Below are 18,501 nucleotides of genomic sequence, written 5' to 3' on the forward strand. Positions count from 1 at the left end.
TGCTTTAAAGCTTTGTAGAAGAGTTATTAGGGTGACATCGTTTTATATTAGGAGTATCAAAAAAATGGAAACGATATTTGCACAAAGCTCTAGCTTTGGTAAAGCAGGAGTAGCAGTTTTTAGAGTTTCTGGGGCTAAAAGTTTAGAGGTTTTAAAGGTACTAACTGGTAAATCTAATTTTAAACCACGCTTTATGTATTACCAAAAACTTACTTCCCCAGAAAGCAATGACTTAATTGATAATGCTATGGTTGTTTATTTTAAAGCACCTAATAGCTTTACCGGCGAAGATGTGGTAGAAATTCATACGCACGGCAGTAAAGCCATCTCTATAATGCTTACAAATGTTTTACTAAATATACCAGGCGTTCGTTTAGCAGAAGCAGGGGAATTTACCAAAAGAGCTTTCCTAAATAATAAATTCGATTTAACTGCAGTGGAGGGCATTGCCGATTTAATTAATGCTGAAACAATTATGCAACATAAACAGGCAATTAGGCAAGCAGGGGGAGCACTTGAAGAGCTATATAATAGTTGGCGAAGTCAATTGCTGCGGATTATATCTTTACTTGAGGCATATATAGATTTTCCTGACGAAGATATACCGGAAAGTGTATTAAAAGATGTTACAAATACTCATAAAACACTTATAAACACAATATCCGAATATCTTAATGATAACAGAAAAGGGGAATTGCTCCGAAGTGGGTTAAAGCTTGCAATTATAGGACCACCAAATGCTGGCAAGTCTAGCCTACTTAATTTCCTGATGCGAAGAGATATTGCAATTGTCTCAAATATAGCAGGTACTACTAGAGATATAATAGAGGGGCATTTGGATATAGGCGGATACCCTATTATTTTGCAAGATACAGCAGGTATAAGAGGCGAAAGCAATGATGTTATAGAACAAGAGGGGATAAAGAGGGCAATAGATTCAGCTAAAAAAGCCGATATTAAAATTGTGATGTTCGATGCTGAGACTTTAGACTCTGCAGTCAATGAAGATATAACAGGTTTGATTGATGAAAATACTATTGTAATAATAAACAAAATTGACCTTATTCCCGAAAATAGAATATTTAATATAGAAAATAAATATAGATGCTTAAAGGTTTCAATTAAAAACAACATAGCTTTACCGAGTATATTAAAAAACATTGAAGAAATTGCTGAAAATATGGCAGGTTTTACTGAAACGCCTTATATAACAAATGAACGCCACCGCCATCACCTTAAACAAGCTCTCGCCTATCTAAAAGATTTTAACCTTGATAATGATTTAGTTCTAGCAACTGAAGATATCAGAATGACTATGCGTAGAATAGGTGCTATTACAGGCATTATCAATGTTGAAGAAATCCTCGGCGAGATATTTAAGAATTTCTGTATAGGGAAGTGAGGAATCCGCATCATTGCAAGGAGGCATTGCCTGCGTGGATTTTTATTAGTATTTTTTAACTAGACCTCGTGAATAAATCACGGGATGACAGGAGTAAAGCTAACCCACACAAATAATACTATCACAAAATGACAATTTGAATGTATTAGAAAAAGTTCTTGCTTTTTCTCTTGATAGTTAGTAATAGATTTTACTACTTACAATATATTAAAGCTAGGTAAAATTATGAAAAAGAAATTAACTAACGAAGAAGTTAATAGATTAAAAAATGTCATGGAAGCACAAGAAGCACAAAGAAAAGCTGAATATTTAAGAGAGGAAAAAGAAGCAAATATTATTAAGGAAGAATCAGTGAGTTTAGAAGATATATATGATAGTGAAGTAGTAGCAACTATGTTGAGCATAATAAATAAATATATGCCACCTTATGCTCGAGAATTTAAAGAAGTTGCAATTAAGGAACAACACTATCTTCAAGCCGGTCATGAATTATTTAATGAGGGTAATTATCAAACAGCAATGTTTGCTTATAAGAAAGCTTTAGAATGTGGAAACGTAAAGTATGAGAGCGGAAAAACACATTTTGATCTTAATTTGATATTGTATAGCATAAGTCATTAAGGTACTGACAGAGCGAGAGTATCATGTTATAGTAAGCAAATATTAACAAGCATGTAAAGAGATATGGCACGAGCATATGCAATAGAACTAAGACTAAGAGTTATAAAAGCTGTAGAAGCAGGGATACGAATAAGTAAGGTAAGTAAATTATTTAATGTAAGTCGTGATACTATATATAAATGGAAAAAATTAAAAGATAAGCAAGGTACTTTAGAAGCAGCAACTGGTTATCAGAAAGGACATAGTCATAAGATAAAAGATTCAGAATCTTTTAAAGAATTTTTTAAAGCTAATATGAATAAAACATCAAAGGAGTTAGCAAAGCAATGGGGTAATATTGCATCTGTAACTATTTTAAGACAAATCAGAAAACTTGGCTATAGCTATAAACAAAACTCATTTTCATCCGAAAAGAGATATTAAATTAAGAAATGAATTTATAGCAAAGATACAAACCATCACAAAAGACAAATTAGTATATCTTGATGAATCTGGAATAGAGGATAATGCTTGCAAAGAGTATGGATGGAGCATTATAGGACAAAGGTGTTATGGAGAAAAGGTGTATCAACATAAATTTAGAATAAGTATGATAGCTGGTCTTTGTAATGGTAATCTTATTGCTCCTGTAATATTTGAAGGTAATTGTAATACAGAGGTCTTTAAAACTTATATTAGGGATGTATTAATTACAGAATTACAACCTGGGCAAACCGTTATTATGGATAACATTAATTTTCATAAAAATTCTAAAGTTAAAGAGTTCATTGAATCCGTTGGTTGTACCATATTGTATTTACCAACTTACTCTCCTGATTTAAATCCTATAGAGCATTACTGGTTTAAGATAAAAAATGAAATTAGGAAAGTTGTAGGAGATTTTGAAACATTTTATGATGCTGTTTTTAATACTATTAAATTGTCAGTATCTTAATGATTTATGCTATACCATTTTTAGCTATAGGAAGTGTTTTTGAGACTGAAGAGCAATATGATAAAGCAATGGCATTCTATAATAAAGCCATAAAACAAAAAGATAATTTTCAAATTTCAGAAAATACAACAGTAATGTTCGAAAATCAACTTAATTATTATAATAAATCTCTTGCAAAAGCTTATTTTTATAAAGCTCTATTATTAGAAAAATTGAAAGCAATTGATGAAGTTTTGCAAAATCTTGATGAAGCCATAAAATATAATAAGTTTTTATGTGTAGCTTACTGGGAAAAAGCAAATATTTTAAAAGAAGCAGGACAGTTTGATAAAGCAATAGCAGTTTATGATGAATTGATGACCCACAAAGGAAATATGAGCGATAACGATAGAGTTGTCACTGAAACTTATCATTATAAGGCACAACTTTTAAAAATAATGGGTAAAAACGAAGAAGCTATTGTAAATTTTGACAAATTTATTACTTCTGACAATGGATACTTAACTCCAAAGAAGATCAGTTTACAAGACGCTTATTGGGACAAAACTTACGCTATGTTTGGTCTAAATATCGTAAAGATGGAGAACGCAGCTGTTGTTGCATATAGTCATCTAAAAGCCCTAACTTTATTTGGTAAACCGTTTTACCGATTGTATTTGCAGTCCTTTTGAGAAATGCCCAAACTAAAAATGCCCAACTAATATGATTACGTTGAATACGCTGTTTCCTGCATTGACAACGTTCTATCCCAGTAAGTTGCTTAATTTCTCTGTGCATGCTCTCAATTACCCATCGAAAGCCACACTCATCTTGTGCAGCTTTAGAAGATTTGTGAGTTTTGTTATTGGTAACAACATACTCAACTCTGTTGGTAGAAACAGTAAATTTAAACAAATTAACATGCTTATTTTTAGCAAAGCCTTTTATATGAATCTCTACTCCATGCCTGATCTCTTCATCTGAAAATGTCAACTCTTTTACAGCTTTATAAGGTTTAGAATCGTGCGTTTTACTAACGTTTCTATTGGCTTTAATAGGGGCATAATAATATTTCCCCAGAGAGTCAACATGTTGCATAATTTTGTGTGTAGAATACCATGTGTCAAAAAGTACTGTTTGAAAAGGAATCTTCTTGCTATAAACAGCATTATTTAACATGTTTAATAGGTGTTCTAGTTTTGTTGCTCCATCATGATCAGGTGCAAAAATTCGATAATCTATTACCCAAAACTTATTAATATCAGGGTTATAATATACCAGACTCACTATTCCTATACCTTTAGTAACTCTACCTGTAGCTCCACTGTACTGCGATCTTGCAATTTCTATTTGCTTCGTATTCCTTTTATTTAAAACCATATCATCAAATATTGTATATCCATTAGATGAAAAAATAACATCATTCTTGATGTGTTCCCATAACAAAGAAGGTGTATATTTTTCATTCCTTAAAAATCTATTAATAACATCATGACTACATTTCTTTGCATGTTCAGCGTAGTAGGTTAAACTATAATTCTTTTGGCTAACTATTAAAAATTGACAATAATCTGTCCTATTAATTGGTATTGCTTGCAACTTTATCCTCTTTGACATGTTTAATCTCTTTTGGGTATATTCCCCGCCGCTTGCGGCGTAATATGGCGGAATGAGCAAATATATACATAAAAGTCATAATGTTACGGTACTGCTGTATCACATGGTATTTCCAGCAAAATATCGCCGAGCAGTGTTTGACGTATCAGTTGATCAAGTATTACGAGAAATATGTTTAGAGATAGAAAAGAGATATCAAATAAAATTTTTAGAAATAGGGGTTGATGAAGATCATGTCCATTTTTTGGTACAATCTGTACCAACCTATAGCGTAACAAAAATAGTAACAACAATTAAAAGTGTTACAGCTCGTCAAATATTTAGACAGTGTCCACAGGTAAAGAAACAATTATGGGGTGGAGAATTTTGGACTGATGGATATTTTACGAGTACGGTAGGTAAGCATGGAAATGAGAATATGATAGGAAAATACGTAAAAAACCAAGGCAAGGAATATCAGAAACTGCATGAGGATCATCAGCTAGCTTTCTTCTAAAATACCCCGCTGCTTGCGGCGGGGATTACTTTTATTTTTACAATAATTTATCACTTTTTTACTCATAGCGTAAGTTTTGGGGAAAAAGCAGAAGCTTTAAACAAAACGGGAGAGGCTAATTACTGTAAAGCTCTTGCCTTATATCATTCAAAAGAAACAAATGATCATAAAAAATCTATAGCTTTTTTTTGATGAGGCTTTAAAAGATGCTAATGAAGCTGACAATATATTCTTATATAACTTATAAGGGATGTTCTTTAGTTAAATTACAGCAAGAATTTGAGGCAAATGAATGTTTTGTAAATGCTTATAATAATAGTAAGCATCATAATATACAAATATTTTTACAAGCATTTACACAGTTTAATAGTCAAATTATTGAACGGCAGTTTAGTGAAATAAATATAGACGATTTAGTAGAAAAAAGAGAAAGTTTCATACAAGACTTTACTAAGGGGGTACTATTAAAATTAAATAAACCAGCTTCGGGTAATTATATTGACAAAGAATTGGAATTCTTGACTAAACAATTAGGAGAACTTAATAGCTCACTAAGTTTGGAAATAAGCGAAACTAATCAAACTACTTCAGATGTTACTGAATCTGTACCACCTATGGGTGAAGACACTAATATGCAAGATCATCATGATGGTAGCATAGAAGCTGTTGCTAAAATTCAAGAAATGATTCAAAATCTAGCACCTGAATTTGTAGTAACAAGACCTATAATAGCATTAGAAGAAAAAACAGCTTTTATGTATGATGATAAAACATTAGTTAATGCTTTAATAAACGGATACAACTTTAATCAAATAAATGATGAAAAAGTTGAGATTGCTGCAGATGAAATAGAAATAACTGAAGAAGAAATAGTAGAAGAAGTAATTCCTAATCTTTTAACTGAAGCTCAAGATTTAGGTTTATTAGACGAAGAAGAATTTTTTAATGTAGAAGAAGCACCAACTAATCTAAAAATTATTTCGTTTATTGATTACGTTACAACAAACGATTCTAACTATAATAACAATCAAGTAGATCATGTAAAAGATTTTATAGATCCATTATTAGGTACAGTAGATTTTTTGTATCATATTGGAATTAATAAAAATATACTTGTTTAATGCAAACAGCGAATTACAAAAGTAATTTGCTATTGGCGATCTTGTAATTTGGAAAATTACCGTTTTTGATTTTCATGTAGTTCTAAATACGTTGCGGTCAAAAGCTGTGAGGTGTTTGGCTCTTTTCCGAATTAAACTTCGTCACTAACTTTTCATTTACAAAATTGATTTAAATCTATTAATTTGTAAAATCAACAATACAATATAGTTAATTTAGTTGGACTTATCACCTTAAGTTCAACTAAATATAACTAATATTATTTCTTATCAGTATCTTTATTATCTTTTGCAGTATTATTATCTTTACTATCTTCGGTAGCCATACTGGAGGAAGATAATCTTTGTTTATATTCCTGTTCTTTTGCTAAAAAATTTTGTGCTTCTTTAGAAAGTTTGTCATATAGTTCACGTTTCTTTTTATTAATGTTAACTATTTCTACCCTATATTTTTGTATTTCTTCACGTATTTCTGGTTTAATAGTACCAGCATAGGCATAAAATTCATCTAGAATTTTTTGTGTTGTAATATCTGTTTTGGTATCTTTTTTTGATGTATTAGATATAGTATCATCTGCAAAGCCTTTTGAGGTTAACAATAATATTGCAGAAATAGTAATAATTATGTTTCTTATCATATAAGCCTTATTAAAATTTTATTACATAAGTAGATCATGTTTAAATCTGATAGTCAATCAAAAGATATTTTTAAAATTTCATTTAATATTCAGTATAAGGATGTAAATATATTTGAAGAATTTTTTACACAAAACTTACGCTATGTTTGGTTCTAAATATCGTAAAGATGGAGAACGCAGCTGTTGTTGCATATAGTCATCTAAAAGCCCTAACTTTATTTGGTAAACCGTTTTACCGATTGTATTTGCAGTCCTTTTGAGAAATGCCCAAACTAAAAATGCCCAACTAATATGATTACGTTGAATACGCTGTTTCCTGCATTGACAACGTTCTATCCCAGTAAGTTGCTTAATTTCTCTGTGCATGCTCTCAATTACCCATCGAAAGCCACACTCATCTTGTGCAGCTTTAGAAGATTTGTGAGTTTTGTTATTGGTAACAACATACTCAACTCTGTTGGTAGAAACAGTAAATTTAAACAAATTAACATGCTTATTTTTAGCAAAGCCTTTTATATGAATCTCTACTCCATGCCTGATCTCTTCATCTGAAAATGTCAACTCTTTTACAGCTTTATAAGGTTTAGAATCGTGTGTTTTACTAACGTTTCTATTGGCTTTAATAGGGGCATAATAATATTTCCCCAGAGAGTCAACATGTTGCATAATTTTGTGTGTAGAATACCATGTGTCAAAAAGTACTGTTTGAAAAGGAATCTTCTTGCTATAAACAGCATTATTTAACATGTTTAATAGGTGTTCTAGTTTTGTTGCTCCATCATGATCAGGTGCAAAAATTCGATAATCTATTACCCAAAACTTATTAATATCAGGGTTATAATATACCAGACTCACTACTCCTATACCTTTAGTAACTCTACCTGTAGCTCCACTGTACTGCGATCTTGCAATTTCTATTTGCTTCGTATTCCTTTTATTTAAAACCGTATCATCAAATATTGTATATCCATTAGATGAAAAAATAACATCATTCTTGATGTGTTCCCATAACAAAGAAGGTGTATATTTTTCATTCCTTAAAAATCTATTAATCACATCATGACTACATTTCTTTGCATGTTCAGCGTAGTAGGTTAAACTATAATTCTTTTGGCTAACTATTAAAAATTGACAATAATCTGTCCTATTAATTGGTATTGCTTGCAACTTTATCCTCTTTGACATGTTTAATTATTTTTACAATAATTTATCACTTTTTTACTCATAGCGTAAGTTTTGTTACAGAAAAAGTAAGTGCCATTTCGGTTTATGAAGTAAAGTCAAAAACTTTAGAATCACAACCTAAAGATATTTGGTGCTTTGAAATTTATTGTGATAATCAAACAAATTTAATTTCTTTAAAAAAAGAAGTACAGGAATTAGCAGAACTAAACAATATAGAAATCACTAGTGATATAATTAGTGAAGAGATAGAAAATAAAGATTGGGTAGCCCTTTATCAAAACCAATTAGCACCAATTTAAACAAATTGTTTCTTTATTTGCACAACATTACATCAAGATAAATGTCCCAAAGATAAAACACTTATATTAATTGAAGCTTCTAGAGCTTTTGGTACTGGTAATCATGAAACTACATCAGGATGTATAGAGGCTTTAGAATATCTTAAAGCTATTAAAGCAAATAAAATTTTAGATATAGGTACTGGCAGTGGAATTCTTTCATTTATAGCTAAAAAATTATGGAATGAGGCAGAGATTTTAGCCTGTGATATTGATGATGCATCGGTAGAAATTGCAAAAGAAAATGCTAGCTTTAACAATTCTAATATAAAATTTTATCAAAATACCTCTGAAAATATTTTATTAGATAGCTATTATAATAGTAAGTTCGACTTAGTCATAAGTAATATTTTAGCTTTACCTTTAATTAAGTTATCTACTCAGATTAGCAATCTCATGAATAAAAATGGTTATTTAGTATTGTCAGGTTTTCTTGATAATCAATTGGCAGATGTTTAGAGATGCTTATGAAAAAATAGGATTTGAGGTTAAAGAAATAATTTATAAAATCTTGGGTGATATTGATTGCAGCCTATTATAAATAATCATCATGTTTGACTTTTCTAACATATTTTAGTATAATACCTATCTTTGAAACAAATAGAAAAATTTAATTTATGAGTACTACGAAAAGCAATAATTATATTTCGGAACTAAGAAAAGTAATTTGGCCTATTGAGAGGTATGAAAACAAAAAGTTTTTGCCAATGGCATTTATGATGTTTTGTATTTTACTAAATTACTCAACACTTCGTTCAATTAAAGACGGCTTTGTAGTAACTGATATAGGAGCTGAAGCAATAAGCTTCTTAAAAACTTATATAGTACTTCCTTCTGCGGTAATTGCTATGATAGTTTACGTTAAGCTATGTGACATTTTAAAACAAGAAAACGTATTTTATGTAATTACTTCTTTTTTCCTAGCATATTTTGCATTATTTGCATTTGTTCTTTACCCTAATCCTGATTTAGTTCACCCTAATCCTGAAACTATAGAATACTTAAGTTTAGTATATCCTAATTTTAAATGGTTTATAAGAATAGTTGGGAAATGGAGTTTTGCATCTTTCTATACTATAGCTGAGCTTTGGGGAACATTAATGCTAAGCTTACTATTTTGGCAATTTGCTAACCAAATTACTAAAACCGATGAAGCTAAACGTTTTTATTCAATGTTCGGATTGCTTGCTAATTTAGCATTACCTGTAACATCGCTAATTATTGGGTATTTTTTACATGAAAAAACCCAAATAGTAGCAGAGCATTTAAAATTTACTCCATTATTTGTTATTATGATAATAAGCAGTTTGGCTGTAATACTTACATATAGATGGATGAATAAAAACGTTTTAACTGACCCTAAACTTTATGACCCAGCACTTGTAAAAGGGAAAAAGGCTAAAGCTAAGATGTCGTTAATAGAAAGCTTTAAAATGATATTTACTTCTAAATATGTAGGTTATATCGCATTATTACTTATTGCTTATGGTATTTCTGTAAATCTAGTTGAAGGTGTTTGGAAATCAAAATTAAAAGAATTACACCCAACAAAAGAAGCTTATACTATGTATATGGGGCAGTTTCAAGCTTATCAAGGTTGGGTTGCTATAGCTTTTATGATTATAGGAAGTAATATTTTGAGAAAAGTATCTTGGTTAACTGCTGCGATGATTACACCTTTAATGATGTTAATTACCGGTATTGCGTTTTTTGCATTTATCTTTTTTGATAGTGTAATTGCTATGTATCTAACAGGTATTTTAGCATCAGGACCTTTAGCACTTGCGGTTATGATCGGTACAATTCAAAATGTTTTAAGTAAAGGTGTAAAATATTCTCTATTTGATGCTACTAAAAATATGGCTTATATTCCACTTGATAAAGATTTACGAGTAAAAGGTCAAGCTGCTGTTGAAGTTATCGGCGGAAGATTTGGTAAATCAGGTGGTGCTATTATTCAATCTACATTTTTTATTATATTCCCGGCCTTGGGGTTTGTTGAAGCAACCCCATATTTTGCTTCTATATTCTTTGTAATAGTAATATTATGGATATATGCTGTTAAGGGATTAAATAAGGAATATCAAGTTTTAGTAAATAATACTGAAAAATAGTATCAATATAAGAAAATAGGTTTTTAAAAGCTTGTTTTCTTTATAATTATAGGATTTATGATATGAGAAATACAAAATCTGAAATTAAAATTCCAAGAACATCATACGTTAAGAAATATAACAGTTGGCGAATAAGGGTTTTGTATTCTATCATTATAGGTTATGCAACTTTTTATTTTTGTCGTCAAAATTTTAATATAGCGACACCAGCTATTAGAGAATATTTTGATGTTACAAAAACTCAAATCGGTTGGATATTAACTGCTTCTTCCATAATGTATGGAGTTAGTAAATTTTGTAATGGATTTATCAGTGATAAGACTAATGCCCGGATATTTATGGTTCTGGGGCTTTTGTCCGTTGGTATTATCACTATTCTAATAGGCTTTTCAGATTCTTTATTCCTTATTGGTATTTTGTGGATAGCAAGTAATTGGTTCCAGTCAATGGGCTGGCCTCCTGCTACAAAAATGTTAACTCACTGGTTTGCTTCTAAAGAGCTTGGAACTAAATGGGCAATGGGAGCAACTTCTAACCAAATAGGTGGTGCTCTTGCTATGGTAAGCTGTGGTTACCTGATTGATAAGTTCGGTTGGAGATCTGCTTTTTTTGTACCTGGTGTAGTTGCTTGTGTAGTATCAATTTTTTTATATAATAGACTTCGCAATTCTCCTAAAGAAGTAGGTTTGTCTACAGTTGAAGAATATAAAAATTACCCTCCCGAATTAATAAGTGATTATGATAAACTGCCAACTGCCGAATTACTTAAAATAGTATTTTGCAATAAATTAATATGGTATGTTTGTTTAGCAAACATGTTTGTATATATAATACGTTTAGGGGTAATTTATTGGGCTCCTACATTTTTAAAAGATTTACGAGGTATAAGTCTTTTAAATGCTGGTTTACAAATAGGTTTATATGAAATGATAAGTATTTCAGGAGCGTTAATAGCAGGCTTTTTATCTGATAAATTATTTCAAGGAAGACGTGGTCCTGTAAGTACAATATGTATGCTATTACTTAGTGTGTTATTAATCTTATTTTGGAAGCTTCCTATCCAAAGCGAGTTGTTAAGTATAGTAATTCTTTCTCTTGTTGGTTTTTTTGTTTCGGGTCCACAACTACTTGTAGGTATTGCAGCGGCTGATTTCAGTACTCGTCAAGCTGTTGGCACAGCTAACGGATTATCAGGGTTGTTTGGTTATTTAGGAGCAGCAATTGCAGGAGTCGGTGTTGGATGGATAAGTGATAATTATGGATGGGATGGGGTCTTTATATTTTTTAGTATTTCTGCTCTTTTAGGAAGTAGCTTATTCGCTTTAACATGGAATCGTTCAGCGAAGAAATAAATTTAATAATTATATAAATAGGTTAAAATGACAATACAATATACTTTTTCAATGATTAAGCCTGATGCTACTAAAAGGAATAAAATAGGGCAAATTAATACTTACTTAGAAAATGCTGGCTTAAAAATAGTAGCTCAGAAAATGACAATTTTAACTAAATATGAAGCAGAATGTTTCTATGATGAACATAGAGCAAGACCATTTTTTGATAGCTTAGTTGAATATATTACTTCAGGTCCAGTAGTACTTCAAGTTCTTAAAGGTATGGACGCTATAACTTTAAACCGTAAAGTTATGGGAGCAACTAATCCAGCAGAAGCTGAAATTGGAACTATTAGAAAGGATATAGGTGAATCAATTGAAACTAATAGTATTCATGGTTCTGATAGTGAAAAAAGTGCAAAAAGAGAAATTAAGTTTTTCTTTAAAAAATCTGAAATTATAGAATAATTAATGCAAAAATATGACGTAATAGTGATAGGAGGTGGGCATGCTGGTGTTGAAGCTGCTGCCGCCTCCGCACGTCTTGGAGTTTCTACTCTATTAATTACGCCAAAACCAGAAAATTTGGGAGAAATGTCCTGTAATCCTGCAATTGGTGGAATTGCAAAAGGTACATTAGTTAAGGAAATTGATGCACTTGATGGATTAATGGGATATGTTATAGATCAAGCTGGTATACACTATAAAATGCTTAATGAAACTAGAGGACCAGCAGTTTGGGGACCTAGGGCACAAGCCGATAGAAAGGTTTATAAAAAAGCAATGTATCGAATACTAACAAACTACCCAAATTTAGAAATATTATATGCAAAAGTAGAAGATATTGAGATTAAATCTTCAGGAATAAAAGCAGTCATTTTAAATAATGGTAGTAAAATACCGTGTCAAAAAATTATATTAACTACAGGTACATTTTTATCAGGACTAATTCATATTGGATCAAAAAAAATCCCTGCTGGTAGAGTAGATGAAGAACCATCTTATGGGTTATCAAATACTTTAAGAAGAATAGGTTTTAAACTCTCTCGATTAAAAACAGGAACCCCTCCAAGAATTGATGGACGTACTATTGATTACAGTAAAGTAGAATCACAACCTGGGGATAAAGTGCCTAGACCTTTCTCAGAATTAACTGATAATGTAAATGTCCCTCAAATAAATTGCTTTGTAACAAAAACTACTATAGAAACGCATAATGTTATCCGAGCAAATCTTGATAAATCCGCAATGTATTCAGGTCAGATAGAAGGAATAGGACCGCGTTATTGTCCTTCTATAGAAGATAAAATAGTTAGATTTAGTACAAAATCAGAGCATCGTATCTTTTTAGAACCTGAAGGGTTAGATGACTATACAATTTATCCAAATGGAATTTCTACTTCTCTACCTGAAGAAGTACAACATCAATTAATAAAAACTATTCCAGGCTTAGAAAATGCAATAATTTTACGTCCAGGTTATGCTATAGAGTATGATTATATTGATCCACGTGAAATAAGTAGTACACTGGAAACAAAAAAAATAACAGGTTTGTATTTTGCAGGTCAAATTAATGGTACTACAGGATATGAAGAAGCTGCAGGACAAGGTATAGTAGCAGGTATTAATGCCGCTTTAGCAGTAAAAAATCAACCACCTTTTATACTAACAAGAGCAAATAGTTATATTGGAGTAATGATAGATGATTTAACATCGTTTGGAACTTTAGAGCCATATCGGATGTTTACTTCACGTTCAGAATATAGATTATCTATAAGAGCAGATAATGCTGATTTACGTTTGACAGAGATGGGAATAAGTATTGGTGTTATATCTGAAAAGCGTAAAGAAATATTTACAACAAAATGTAAAAATATAGAAAGTATAAAATCATTATTAAATACCTTATCTTTAACTACTAGTAAACTTGCTAAAGTTGGTATAAAAGTTGCACAGGATGGTACACATAAGACAGTGTTGGATTTATTTAAAATTCCTAATTTTGATGTTGAGCAAGCTATTAAAATTTTTCCTGTACTTAAAGATATAGATAATAATATTTTACAACTACTTTATATTGAAGCTAAATATGCTTCGTATTTAGCCAGGCAACATGCTGACATTAATTTATTCCAAAGCGAGGAAGCTTATTCAATTCCTAAAAATATTGACTATTTTAAAATACCAAGTATATCATTAGAAATACAGGAAAAGCTTTCTTATCATAACCCTATTACTATTGCTGCGGCACGACAAATTTCTGGTGTTACTCCTGCTGCAATTACTGCTATTATAATTTATTTAAAAACTAAATATCAATGATAGAAGTTCCGCATGAAGTAATTGAAAAATTACAAATTTTTCAAGCATTAGTACAAAAGTGGAATAAAGCTATTAACCTTATATCAGAAAATAGTACGCAAAATTTTTGGAAACGTCATATATTAGATTCCTTGCAATTAATACAGTATATATTAACGATAAAGAAATACATTTAGTTGATATAGGAAGTGGAGCAGGTTTTCCAGGTATAATATTGTCTATCGCTGGAGTAGCAAAGACAAGTTTAATAGAAGCTGATTTACGTAAGTGCATCTTTTTAGAGAAAGCAGCAAAAATATCAAATAATAATATACAAATAATTAATCAAAGAATTGAAAAAACAGAAATAAGCTGTAATATATTAACCTGTAGAGCTTTTTCTAATTTAAATCTCTTTTGGGTATATTCCCCGCCGCTTGCGGCGTAATATGGCGGAATGAGCAAATATATACATAAAAGTCATAATGTTACGGTACTGCTGTATCACATGGTATTTCCAGCAAAATATCGCCGAGCAGTGTTTGACGTATCAGTTGATCAAGTATTACGAGAAATATGTTTAGAGATAGAAAAGAGATATCAAATAAAATTTTTAGAAATAGGGGTTGATGAAGATCATGTCCATTTTTTGGTACAATCTGTACCAACCTATAGCGTAACAAAAATAGTAACAACAATTAAAAGTGTTACAGCTCGTCAAATATTTAGACAGTGTCCACAGGTAAAGAAACAATTATGGGGTGGAGAATTTTGGACTGATGGATATTTTACGAGTACGGTAGGTAAGCATGGAAATGAGAATATGATAGGAAAATACGTAAAAAACCAAGGCAAGGAATATCAGAAACTGCATGAGGATCATCAGCTAGCTTTCTTCTAAAATACCCCGCTGCTTGCGGCGGGGATTACTTTTATTTGCACAAAAAATATCTCTGTGTAAAATAAATTTTTGCTTCCAAAAGGAAAAAGCTATTTGTCTGAAATAAAAGAAGCTAGAAAAAAATGGTTATTTAAGTGTTTAATAAACCAAAGTATAACTTCAAAAGATAGTAAAATTTTAGAAATTAGCGGCTTAACAAAAATAATATGACTGTAAAAGTAATTTCCGTAGTTAATCAAAAAGGAGGTGTAGCTAAAACTACTACCACTGTAAATTTAGCTACTGCTCTTGCAGCTATGGATAAAAAAGTTTTAGTAATAGACCTTGACCCTCAAGGTAATAGTAGTACTGGTTTTGGCGTTAGTCAACAACAACGAAAAAATACTATATATCAAGCATTAACAAATATAATCAAATTAAAAGATACAATAATCTCTACTAATATTCCAAATTTAGAAATAATAACCTCAAATACTAATTTATCTGCTGCTGAACTAGATTTAGTAAAATTAGAAGAACGAGAATATATTTTAATGAAGTTATTAGAAGAAATAAAAGCATTATATGATTATATAATTATTGACTGTCCGCCTTCGTTAAATTTATTAACAATAAATGCTTTAGTTGCAGGCGACGAGGTATTAATTCCAATGCAATGTGATTTTTATTCTTTGGAAGGGTTAAGTCATTTGCTAAAGACAGTTGAAATTGTAGAAAAAAGATTAAACCCTAAGATAAAGATTGCAGGTATATTATTTACAATGTATGATAGGCGTAATCGTTTAACTGAGCAAGTAGAAGAAGATGTAAGAAGTTGTTTAGGAGAATTAGTGTTTAAAACTGTAATTCCTAGAAACATTAAGTTATCTGAAGCTCCTTCATATGGAAAACCTGCTATTATATATGATTATAAATGTGCAGGGGCAGTGGCGTATATGGAACTTACAAAAGAAATTTTGGGAAGATATAATGAAAAATAAAGGGTTAGGTAGAGGCTTGTCTTCATTATTAGGAGAAGAGGTTATATCTACAGAAAAAGAAAGTTTAGAAATAGTACAAATTATAAATATTGATAGAATAAAACCAAATGAAAATCAGCCTAGAAAGCATTTTGAATATGATAAAATAAAAGAATTATCAGATTCTATATTAAATAATGGTTTACTTCAGCCTATTATTATTGATAATAGTTTTCAAATTATAGCAGGTGAAAGACGCTGGCGTGCATGTAAATTAGCAAAAATTTCTGAGATACCGGTAATCATAAAAAATTTAGATGCTAAAGAGAGCATGGAGATAGCATTAATTGAGAATATACAAAGATCGGATTTAACAGTCATGGAAGAAGCTCGTGGCTTCAAATATTTAGTAGAAAATTTTAATTACACAGCAGAAAAATTAGCAGAAAGACTTGGTAAAAGCCGTAGTCATATAGCTAATTTGCTAAGGCTCAATAATTTACCACAATCTATTCAAAATAAATTAGATGAAAATATACTTAGTATGGGACATGCTAGATGCTTAATAAATCATGAGCATGCAGAAGTAATAGCAAATTATGTTATAGACAATGATTTGAATGTGCGTCAAACAGAAGAGCTAGTAAGACAATGGTCTCAAAATGAATATACAAAGTATCCTGATAATAATAGAATAGGAAAACAGCTTTTTAAAGAAAAAACAGAAGATAATGATTTACAATCATTAGTAAAAATTTTGTCAGAAAAATTTAATATAAAAGTGACAATAGAGAATTATTCTTTAGGAGGGAAGTTAATATTTCATTACAAGGATTTGAAAGAACTAGATAAAATTTTGTTAGAGTTAAGTTAATACAAGGAAATAAATAATTTATGTCATCTCAATATATTTATGAAATAAATGGTTTAAGTAAAACTATAAATGGTAAGAAAATTTTAAAGGAAACAAATTTATCTTTTTTACCAAGTGCTAAAATTGGAATAATAGGACCAAATGGAGTAGGTAAGTCTACTTTATTAAAAATTATGGCAGGTATAGATAAGGAATTTGATGGTAAAGCAATGGCAGCACTAAATATAAAAGTCGGTTATTTGCCTCAAGAACCATATCTTAATCCAAATAAAAATGTATTTGATAATATTATGGAAGGTTTATATGAGAAAAAGAAACTTATCGATGAATTTAATGAAATAAATAATAAGCTGGCTACCGAAATTACTGACGAAGAAATGAATCAACTCTTTAATAAACAGGCAGAATTACAAGAAAAAATAGATAATTGTGATGCGTGGGATTTAGAGCGGGAAATAGAAATTGCAATGTTAGCATTGCGTTGTCCATCAAAAGAGGCAAATATTAATGAAATTTCTGGTGGAGAAAAAAGAAGAGTTGCTTTGTGTAAGCTTCTTTTAGAAAAACCTGATATGTTATTACTTGATGAGCCGACAAATCATTTAGATGCTGAATCAGTTTCTTGGCTTGAGAACTATCTTAAAGAATATAAAGGTACAGTAATAGTTATTACACATGATCGTTATTTCTTAGATAATGTTACAGAATGGATATTAGAGATAGATCGGGGACATTGTATTCCATGGAAATCAAATTATAGTTCATGGTTGGAACAAAAACAAGAAAAGTTAGCTCTAGAAAGTAAAGAAGAAGATGATAGAAAAAAACAATTAAATTGTGAACTAGAATGGATTCGTCAAACTCCAAAAGCAAGGCAGTCAAAAAATAAAGCTCGTATTACTGCTTATCAAGAATTGCTAAATAAACAACAAGAACAAAAAAGTGATCTTACTCAAATAATTGTACCTAATGGTCCGCGTCTTGGTGATTTAGTTATTGAAGCAGAACATATAGCCAAAAAATATAATGATAAAACGCTCTTATCGGATTTTAGTTTTAAAGTTCCACGTGGAGCGATTGTAGGGATAATTGGACCAAATGGTGCAGGTAAAACTACATTATTTAATATCATCACAGGTAAAGTAGAACCTGATAAAGGCTCTATTAAAATCGGTTCAACAGTAAAATTAGGATATGTTGACCAATCACGTGATCATTTGGATGGGAATAAAACCGTTTGGGAAGAAATTGCAGAAGGATTAGATGAATTACAGCTTGGTAGCAGAATAGTTAAAAGTAGAGCATATTGTGCAGCTTTTAACTTTAGAGGAGGTGATCAGCAAAAGAAAGTTGGACAGCTTTCTGGAGGAGAGCGTAATAGAGTGCATTTAGCAAAATTGTTAAAAGAAGGGGCAAATGTTATAATGTTAGATGAGCCATCTAATGACTTAGATATTGATACGTTAAGAGCTCTTGAAGATGCAATTTTAGATTTTGCGGGTTGTGTATTAGTAATTAGTCATGATAGATGGTTCTTAGATAGGATAGCTACTCACATTATTGCATATGATATAAAGGGTAATGCCACTTGGTTTGAAGGAAACTATCAGGATTATCACGAGTATATGTTAAAAATAAACGGAGAAAATACTTTAAACCCAAAATATAAGCATAAAAAATTAATTTAAAT

General features: G+C 30.7%; 19 protein-coding genes and 2 pseudogenes. 18 read left to right on the forward strand and 3 right to left on the reverse strand.

Translation table 11 applies throughout. The annotated features are described in order from the left end of the window. Positions 1-64 precede the first annotated feature (64 nt). The 4 genes from mnmE to AAGD55_RS01475 all read left to right on the forward strand — a co-directional run bounded on the left by mnmE (position 65) and on the right by AAGD55_RS01475 (position 3,628). The gene (gene mnmE, locus AAGD55_RS01460; RefSeq protein WP_341791865.1) at positions 65-1,402 is read left to right on the forward strand and encodes a tRNA uridine-5-carboxymethylaminomethyl(34) synthesis GTPase MnmE; all 1,338 of its coding nucleotides are present in this window, start codon (positions 65-67) and stop codon (positions 1,400-1,402) included. 225 nt (positions 1,403-1,627) lie between these two features. Continuing rightward, positions 1,628-2,023 carry a hypothetical protein gene (locus AAGD55_RS01465; RefSeq protein ID WP_341791866.1) on the forward strand — a complete coding sequence of 132 codons (396 nt, stop codon included), beginning with the start codon at positions 1,628-1,630 and terminating at the stop codon, positions 2,021-2,023. Positions 2,024-2,086: 63 nt separating this feature from the next. Beyond that, positions 2,087-2,957 (forward strand): IS630 family transposase gene (locus AAGD55_RS01470; RefSeq protein ID WP_341790833.1). Its coding sequence is split into 2 segments (ribosomal slippage): positions 2,087-2,413 and positions 2,415-2,957, totalling 870 coding nucleotides; the frame shifts between segments, so codons are not numbered across the junction. Then, the gene (locus AAGD55_RS01475) at positions 2,957-3,628 is read left to right on the forward strand and encodes a hypothetical protein (protein WP_341791867.1); all 672 of its coding nucleotides are present in this window, start codon (positions 2,957-2,959) and stop codon (positions 3,626-3,628) included. The genes AAGD55_RS01470 and AAGD55_RS01475 overlap by 1 nt, the downstream gene beginning before the upstream one ends. Here the strand turns inward: AAGD55_RS01475 and AAGD55_RS01480 are convergent. Further along, a complete protein-coding gene (locus AAGD55_RS01480) occupies positions 3,510-4,613 on the reverse strand; it encodes a transposase (RefSeq protein WP_341791868.1) in 1,104 nt (367 codons plus the stop codon). The two genes, AAGD55_RS01475 and AAGD55_RS01480, sit on opposite strands and share 119 nt — an antisense overlap. On the opposite strand from AAGD55_RS01480, the gene tnpA (AAGD55_RS01485) reads away from it, so the two are divergent. Both tnpA (AAGD55_RS01485) and AAGD55_RS01490 read left to right on the forward strand, forming a co-directional pair. Then, on the forward strand, positions 4,606-5,049 hold the full coding sequence (gene tnpA / locus AAGD55_RS01485) for an IS200/IS605 family transposase (protein ID WP_341790826.1): 444 nt from the start codon (positions 4,606-4,608) through the stop codon (positions 5,047-5,049). The genes AAGD55_RS01480 and tnpA (AAGD55_RS01485) overlap by 8 nt on opposite strands. A 212-nt stretch (positions 5,050-5,261) precedes the next feature. After that, a complete protein-coding gene (locus tag AAGD55_RS01490) occupies positions 5,262-6,170 on the forward strand; it encodes a hypothetical protein (RefSeq protein WP_341791869.1) in 909 nt (302 codons plus the stop codon). 257 nt (positions 6,171-6,427) lie between these two features. Here the strand turns inward: AAGD55_RS01490 and AAGD55_RS01495 are convergent, their stop codons facing one another. Together AAGD55_RS01495 and AAGD55_RS01500 are read right to left on the reverse strand one after the other, a co-directional pair. Then, positions 6,428-6,805 (reverse strand): hypothetical protein, encoded by a 378-nt coding sequence (locus tag AAGD55_RS01495; protein ID WP_341791870.1) that lies wholly within the window; start codon positions 6,803-6,805, stop codon positions 6,428-6,430. A 135-nt stretch (positions 6,806-6,940) separates the two neighbouring features. Further along, positions 6,941-7,990: a transposase gene (locus AAGD55_RS01500; protein WP_341790834.1), complete on the reverse strand. Its 1,050-nt coding sequence runs from the start codon at positions 7,988-7,990 to the stop codon at positions 6,941-6,943. Here AAGD55_RS01500 and AAGD55_RS01505 point away from each other — a divergent pair. The 12 genes and pseudogenes from AAGD55_RS01505 (at position 7,957) to ettA (ending at position 18,499) form a co-directional block, all read left to right on the forward strand. Then, complete coding sequence (locus tag AAGD55_RS01505; RefSeq protein WP_341791871.1) at positions 7,957-8,289, forward strand: hypothetical protein; 333 nt, start codon at positions 7,957-7,959, stop codon at positions 8,287-8,289. The genes AAGD55_RS01500 and AAGD55_RS01505 overlap by 34 nt on opposite strands. Positions 8,290-8,352: 63 nt before the next feature. Next, on the forward strand, positions 8,353-8,787 hold the full coding sequence (locus tag AAGD55_RS01510) for a 50S ribosomal protein L11 methyltransferase (protein ID WP_341792490.1): 435 nt from the start codon (positions 8,353-8,355) through the stop codon (positions 8,785-8,787). A 158-nt stretch (positions 8,788-8,945) separates the two neighbouring features. Then, a complete protein-coding gene (tlc1, locus tag AAGD55_RS01515) occupies positions 8,946-10,442 on the forward strand; it encodes an ATP/ADP exchange transporter Tlc1 (protein ID WP_341791872.1) in 1,497 nt (498 codons plus the stop codon). A gap of 62 nt (positions 10,443-10,504) precedes the next feature. Next, on the forward strand, positions 10,505-11,794 hold the full coding sequence (locus AAGD55_RS01520) for an MFS transporter (RefSeq protein ID WP_341791873.1): 1,290 nt from the start codon (positions 10,505-10,507) through the stop codon (positions 11,792-11,794). A gap of 27 nt (positions 11,795-11,821) precedes the next feature. Beyond that, positions 11,822-12,244: a nucleoside-diphosphate kinase gene (gene ndk / locus AAGD55_RS01525; protein WP_341791874.1), complete on the forward strand. Its 423-nt coding sequence runs from the start codon at positions 11,822-11,824 to the stop codon at positions 12,242-12,244. A 3-nt stretch (positions 12,245-12,247) separates the two neighbouring features. Next, a complete protein-coding gene (gene mnmG, locus AAGD55_RS01530; RefSeq protein WP_341791875.1) occupies positions 12,248-14,098 on the forward strand; it encodes a tRNA uridine-5-carboxymethylaminomethyl(34) synthesis enzyme MnmG in 1,851 nt (616 codons plus the stop codon). Then, a pseudogene (gene rsmG, locus AAGD55_RS01535) lies at positions 14,095-14,489 on the forward strand (16S rRNA (guanine(527)-N(7))-methyltransferase RsmG); the annotation flags it as partial. The gene mnmG and the pseudogene rsmG, both read left to right, overlap by 4 nt. Before the next feature lie 45 nt (positions 14,490-14,534). Next, positions 14,535-14,978 carry an IS200/IS605 family transposase gene (gene tnpA / locus AAGD55_RS01540; RefSeq protein WP_341790826.1) on the forward strand — a complete coding sequence of 148 codons (444 nt, stop codon included), beginning with the start codon at positions 14,535-14,537 and terminating at the stop codon, positions 14,976-14,978. A 30-nt stretch (positions 14,979-15,008) separates the two neighbouring features. After that, a pseudogene (locus tag AAGD55_RS01545) lies at positions 15,009-15,188 on the forward strand (16S rRNA (guanine(527)-N(7))-methyltransferase RsmG); the annotation flags it as partial. Next, entirely contained in the window at positions 15,185-15,958 is a 774-nt protein-coding gene (locus tag AAGD55_RS01550; RefSeq protein ID WP_341791876.1) for an AAA family ATPase, read from the forward strand. The pseudogene AAGD55_RS01545 and the gene AAGD55_RS01550, both read left to right, overlap by 4 nt. Further along, positions 15,945-16,811, forward strand: coding sequence for a ParB/RepB/Spo0J family partition protein (locus tag AAGD55_RS01555; RefSeq protein ID WP_341792491.1), 867 nt, complete (start codon positions 15,945-15,947; stop codon positions 16,809-16,811). Before AAGD55_RS01550 ends, AAGD55_RS01555 begins: the two co-directional genes overlap by 14 nt. Before the next feature lie 20 nt (positions 16,812-16,831). Continuing rightward, positions 16,832-18,499 (forward strand): energy-dependent translational throttle protein EttA, encoded by a 1,668-nt coding sequence (gene ettA / locus AAGD55_RS01560; RefSeq protein ID WP_341791877.1) that lies wholly within the window; start codon positions 16,832-16,834, stop codon positions 18,497-18,499. Positions 18,500-18,501 lie beyond the last annotated feature (2 nt).

Origin of the sequence: Rickettsia endosymbiont of Gonocerus acuteangulatus, assembly GCF_964026435.1 — a bacterium.
Lineage (GTDB): Bacteria > Pseudomonadota > Alphaproteobacteria > Rickettsiales > Rickettsiaceae > Rickettsia.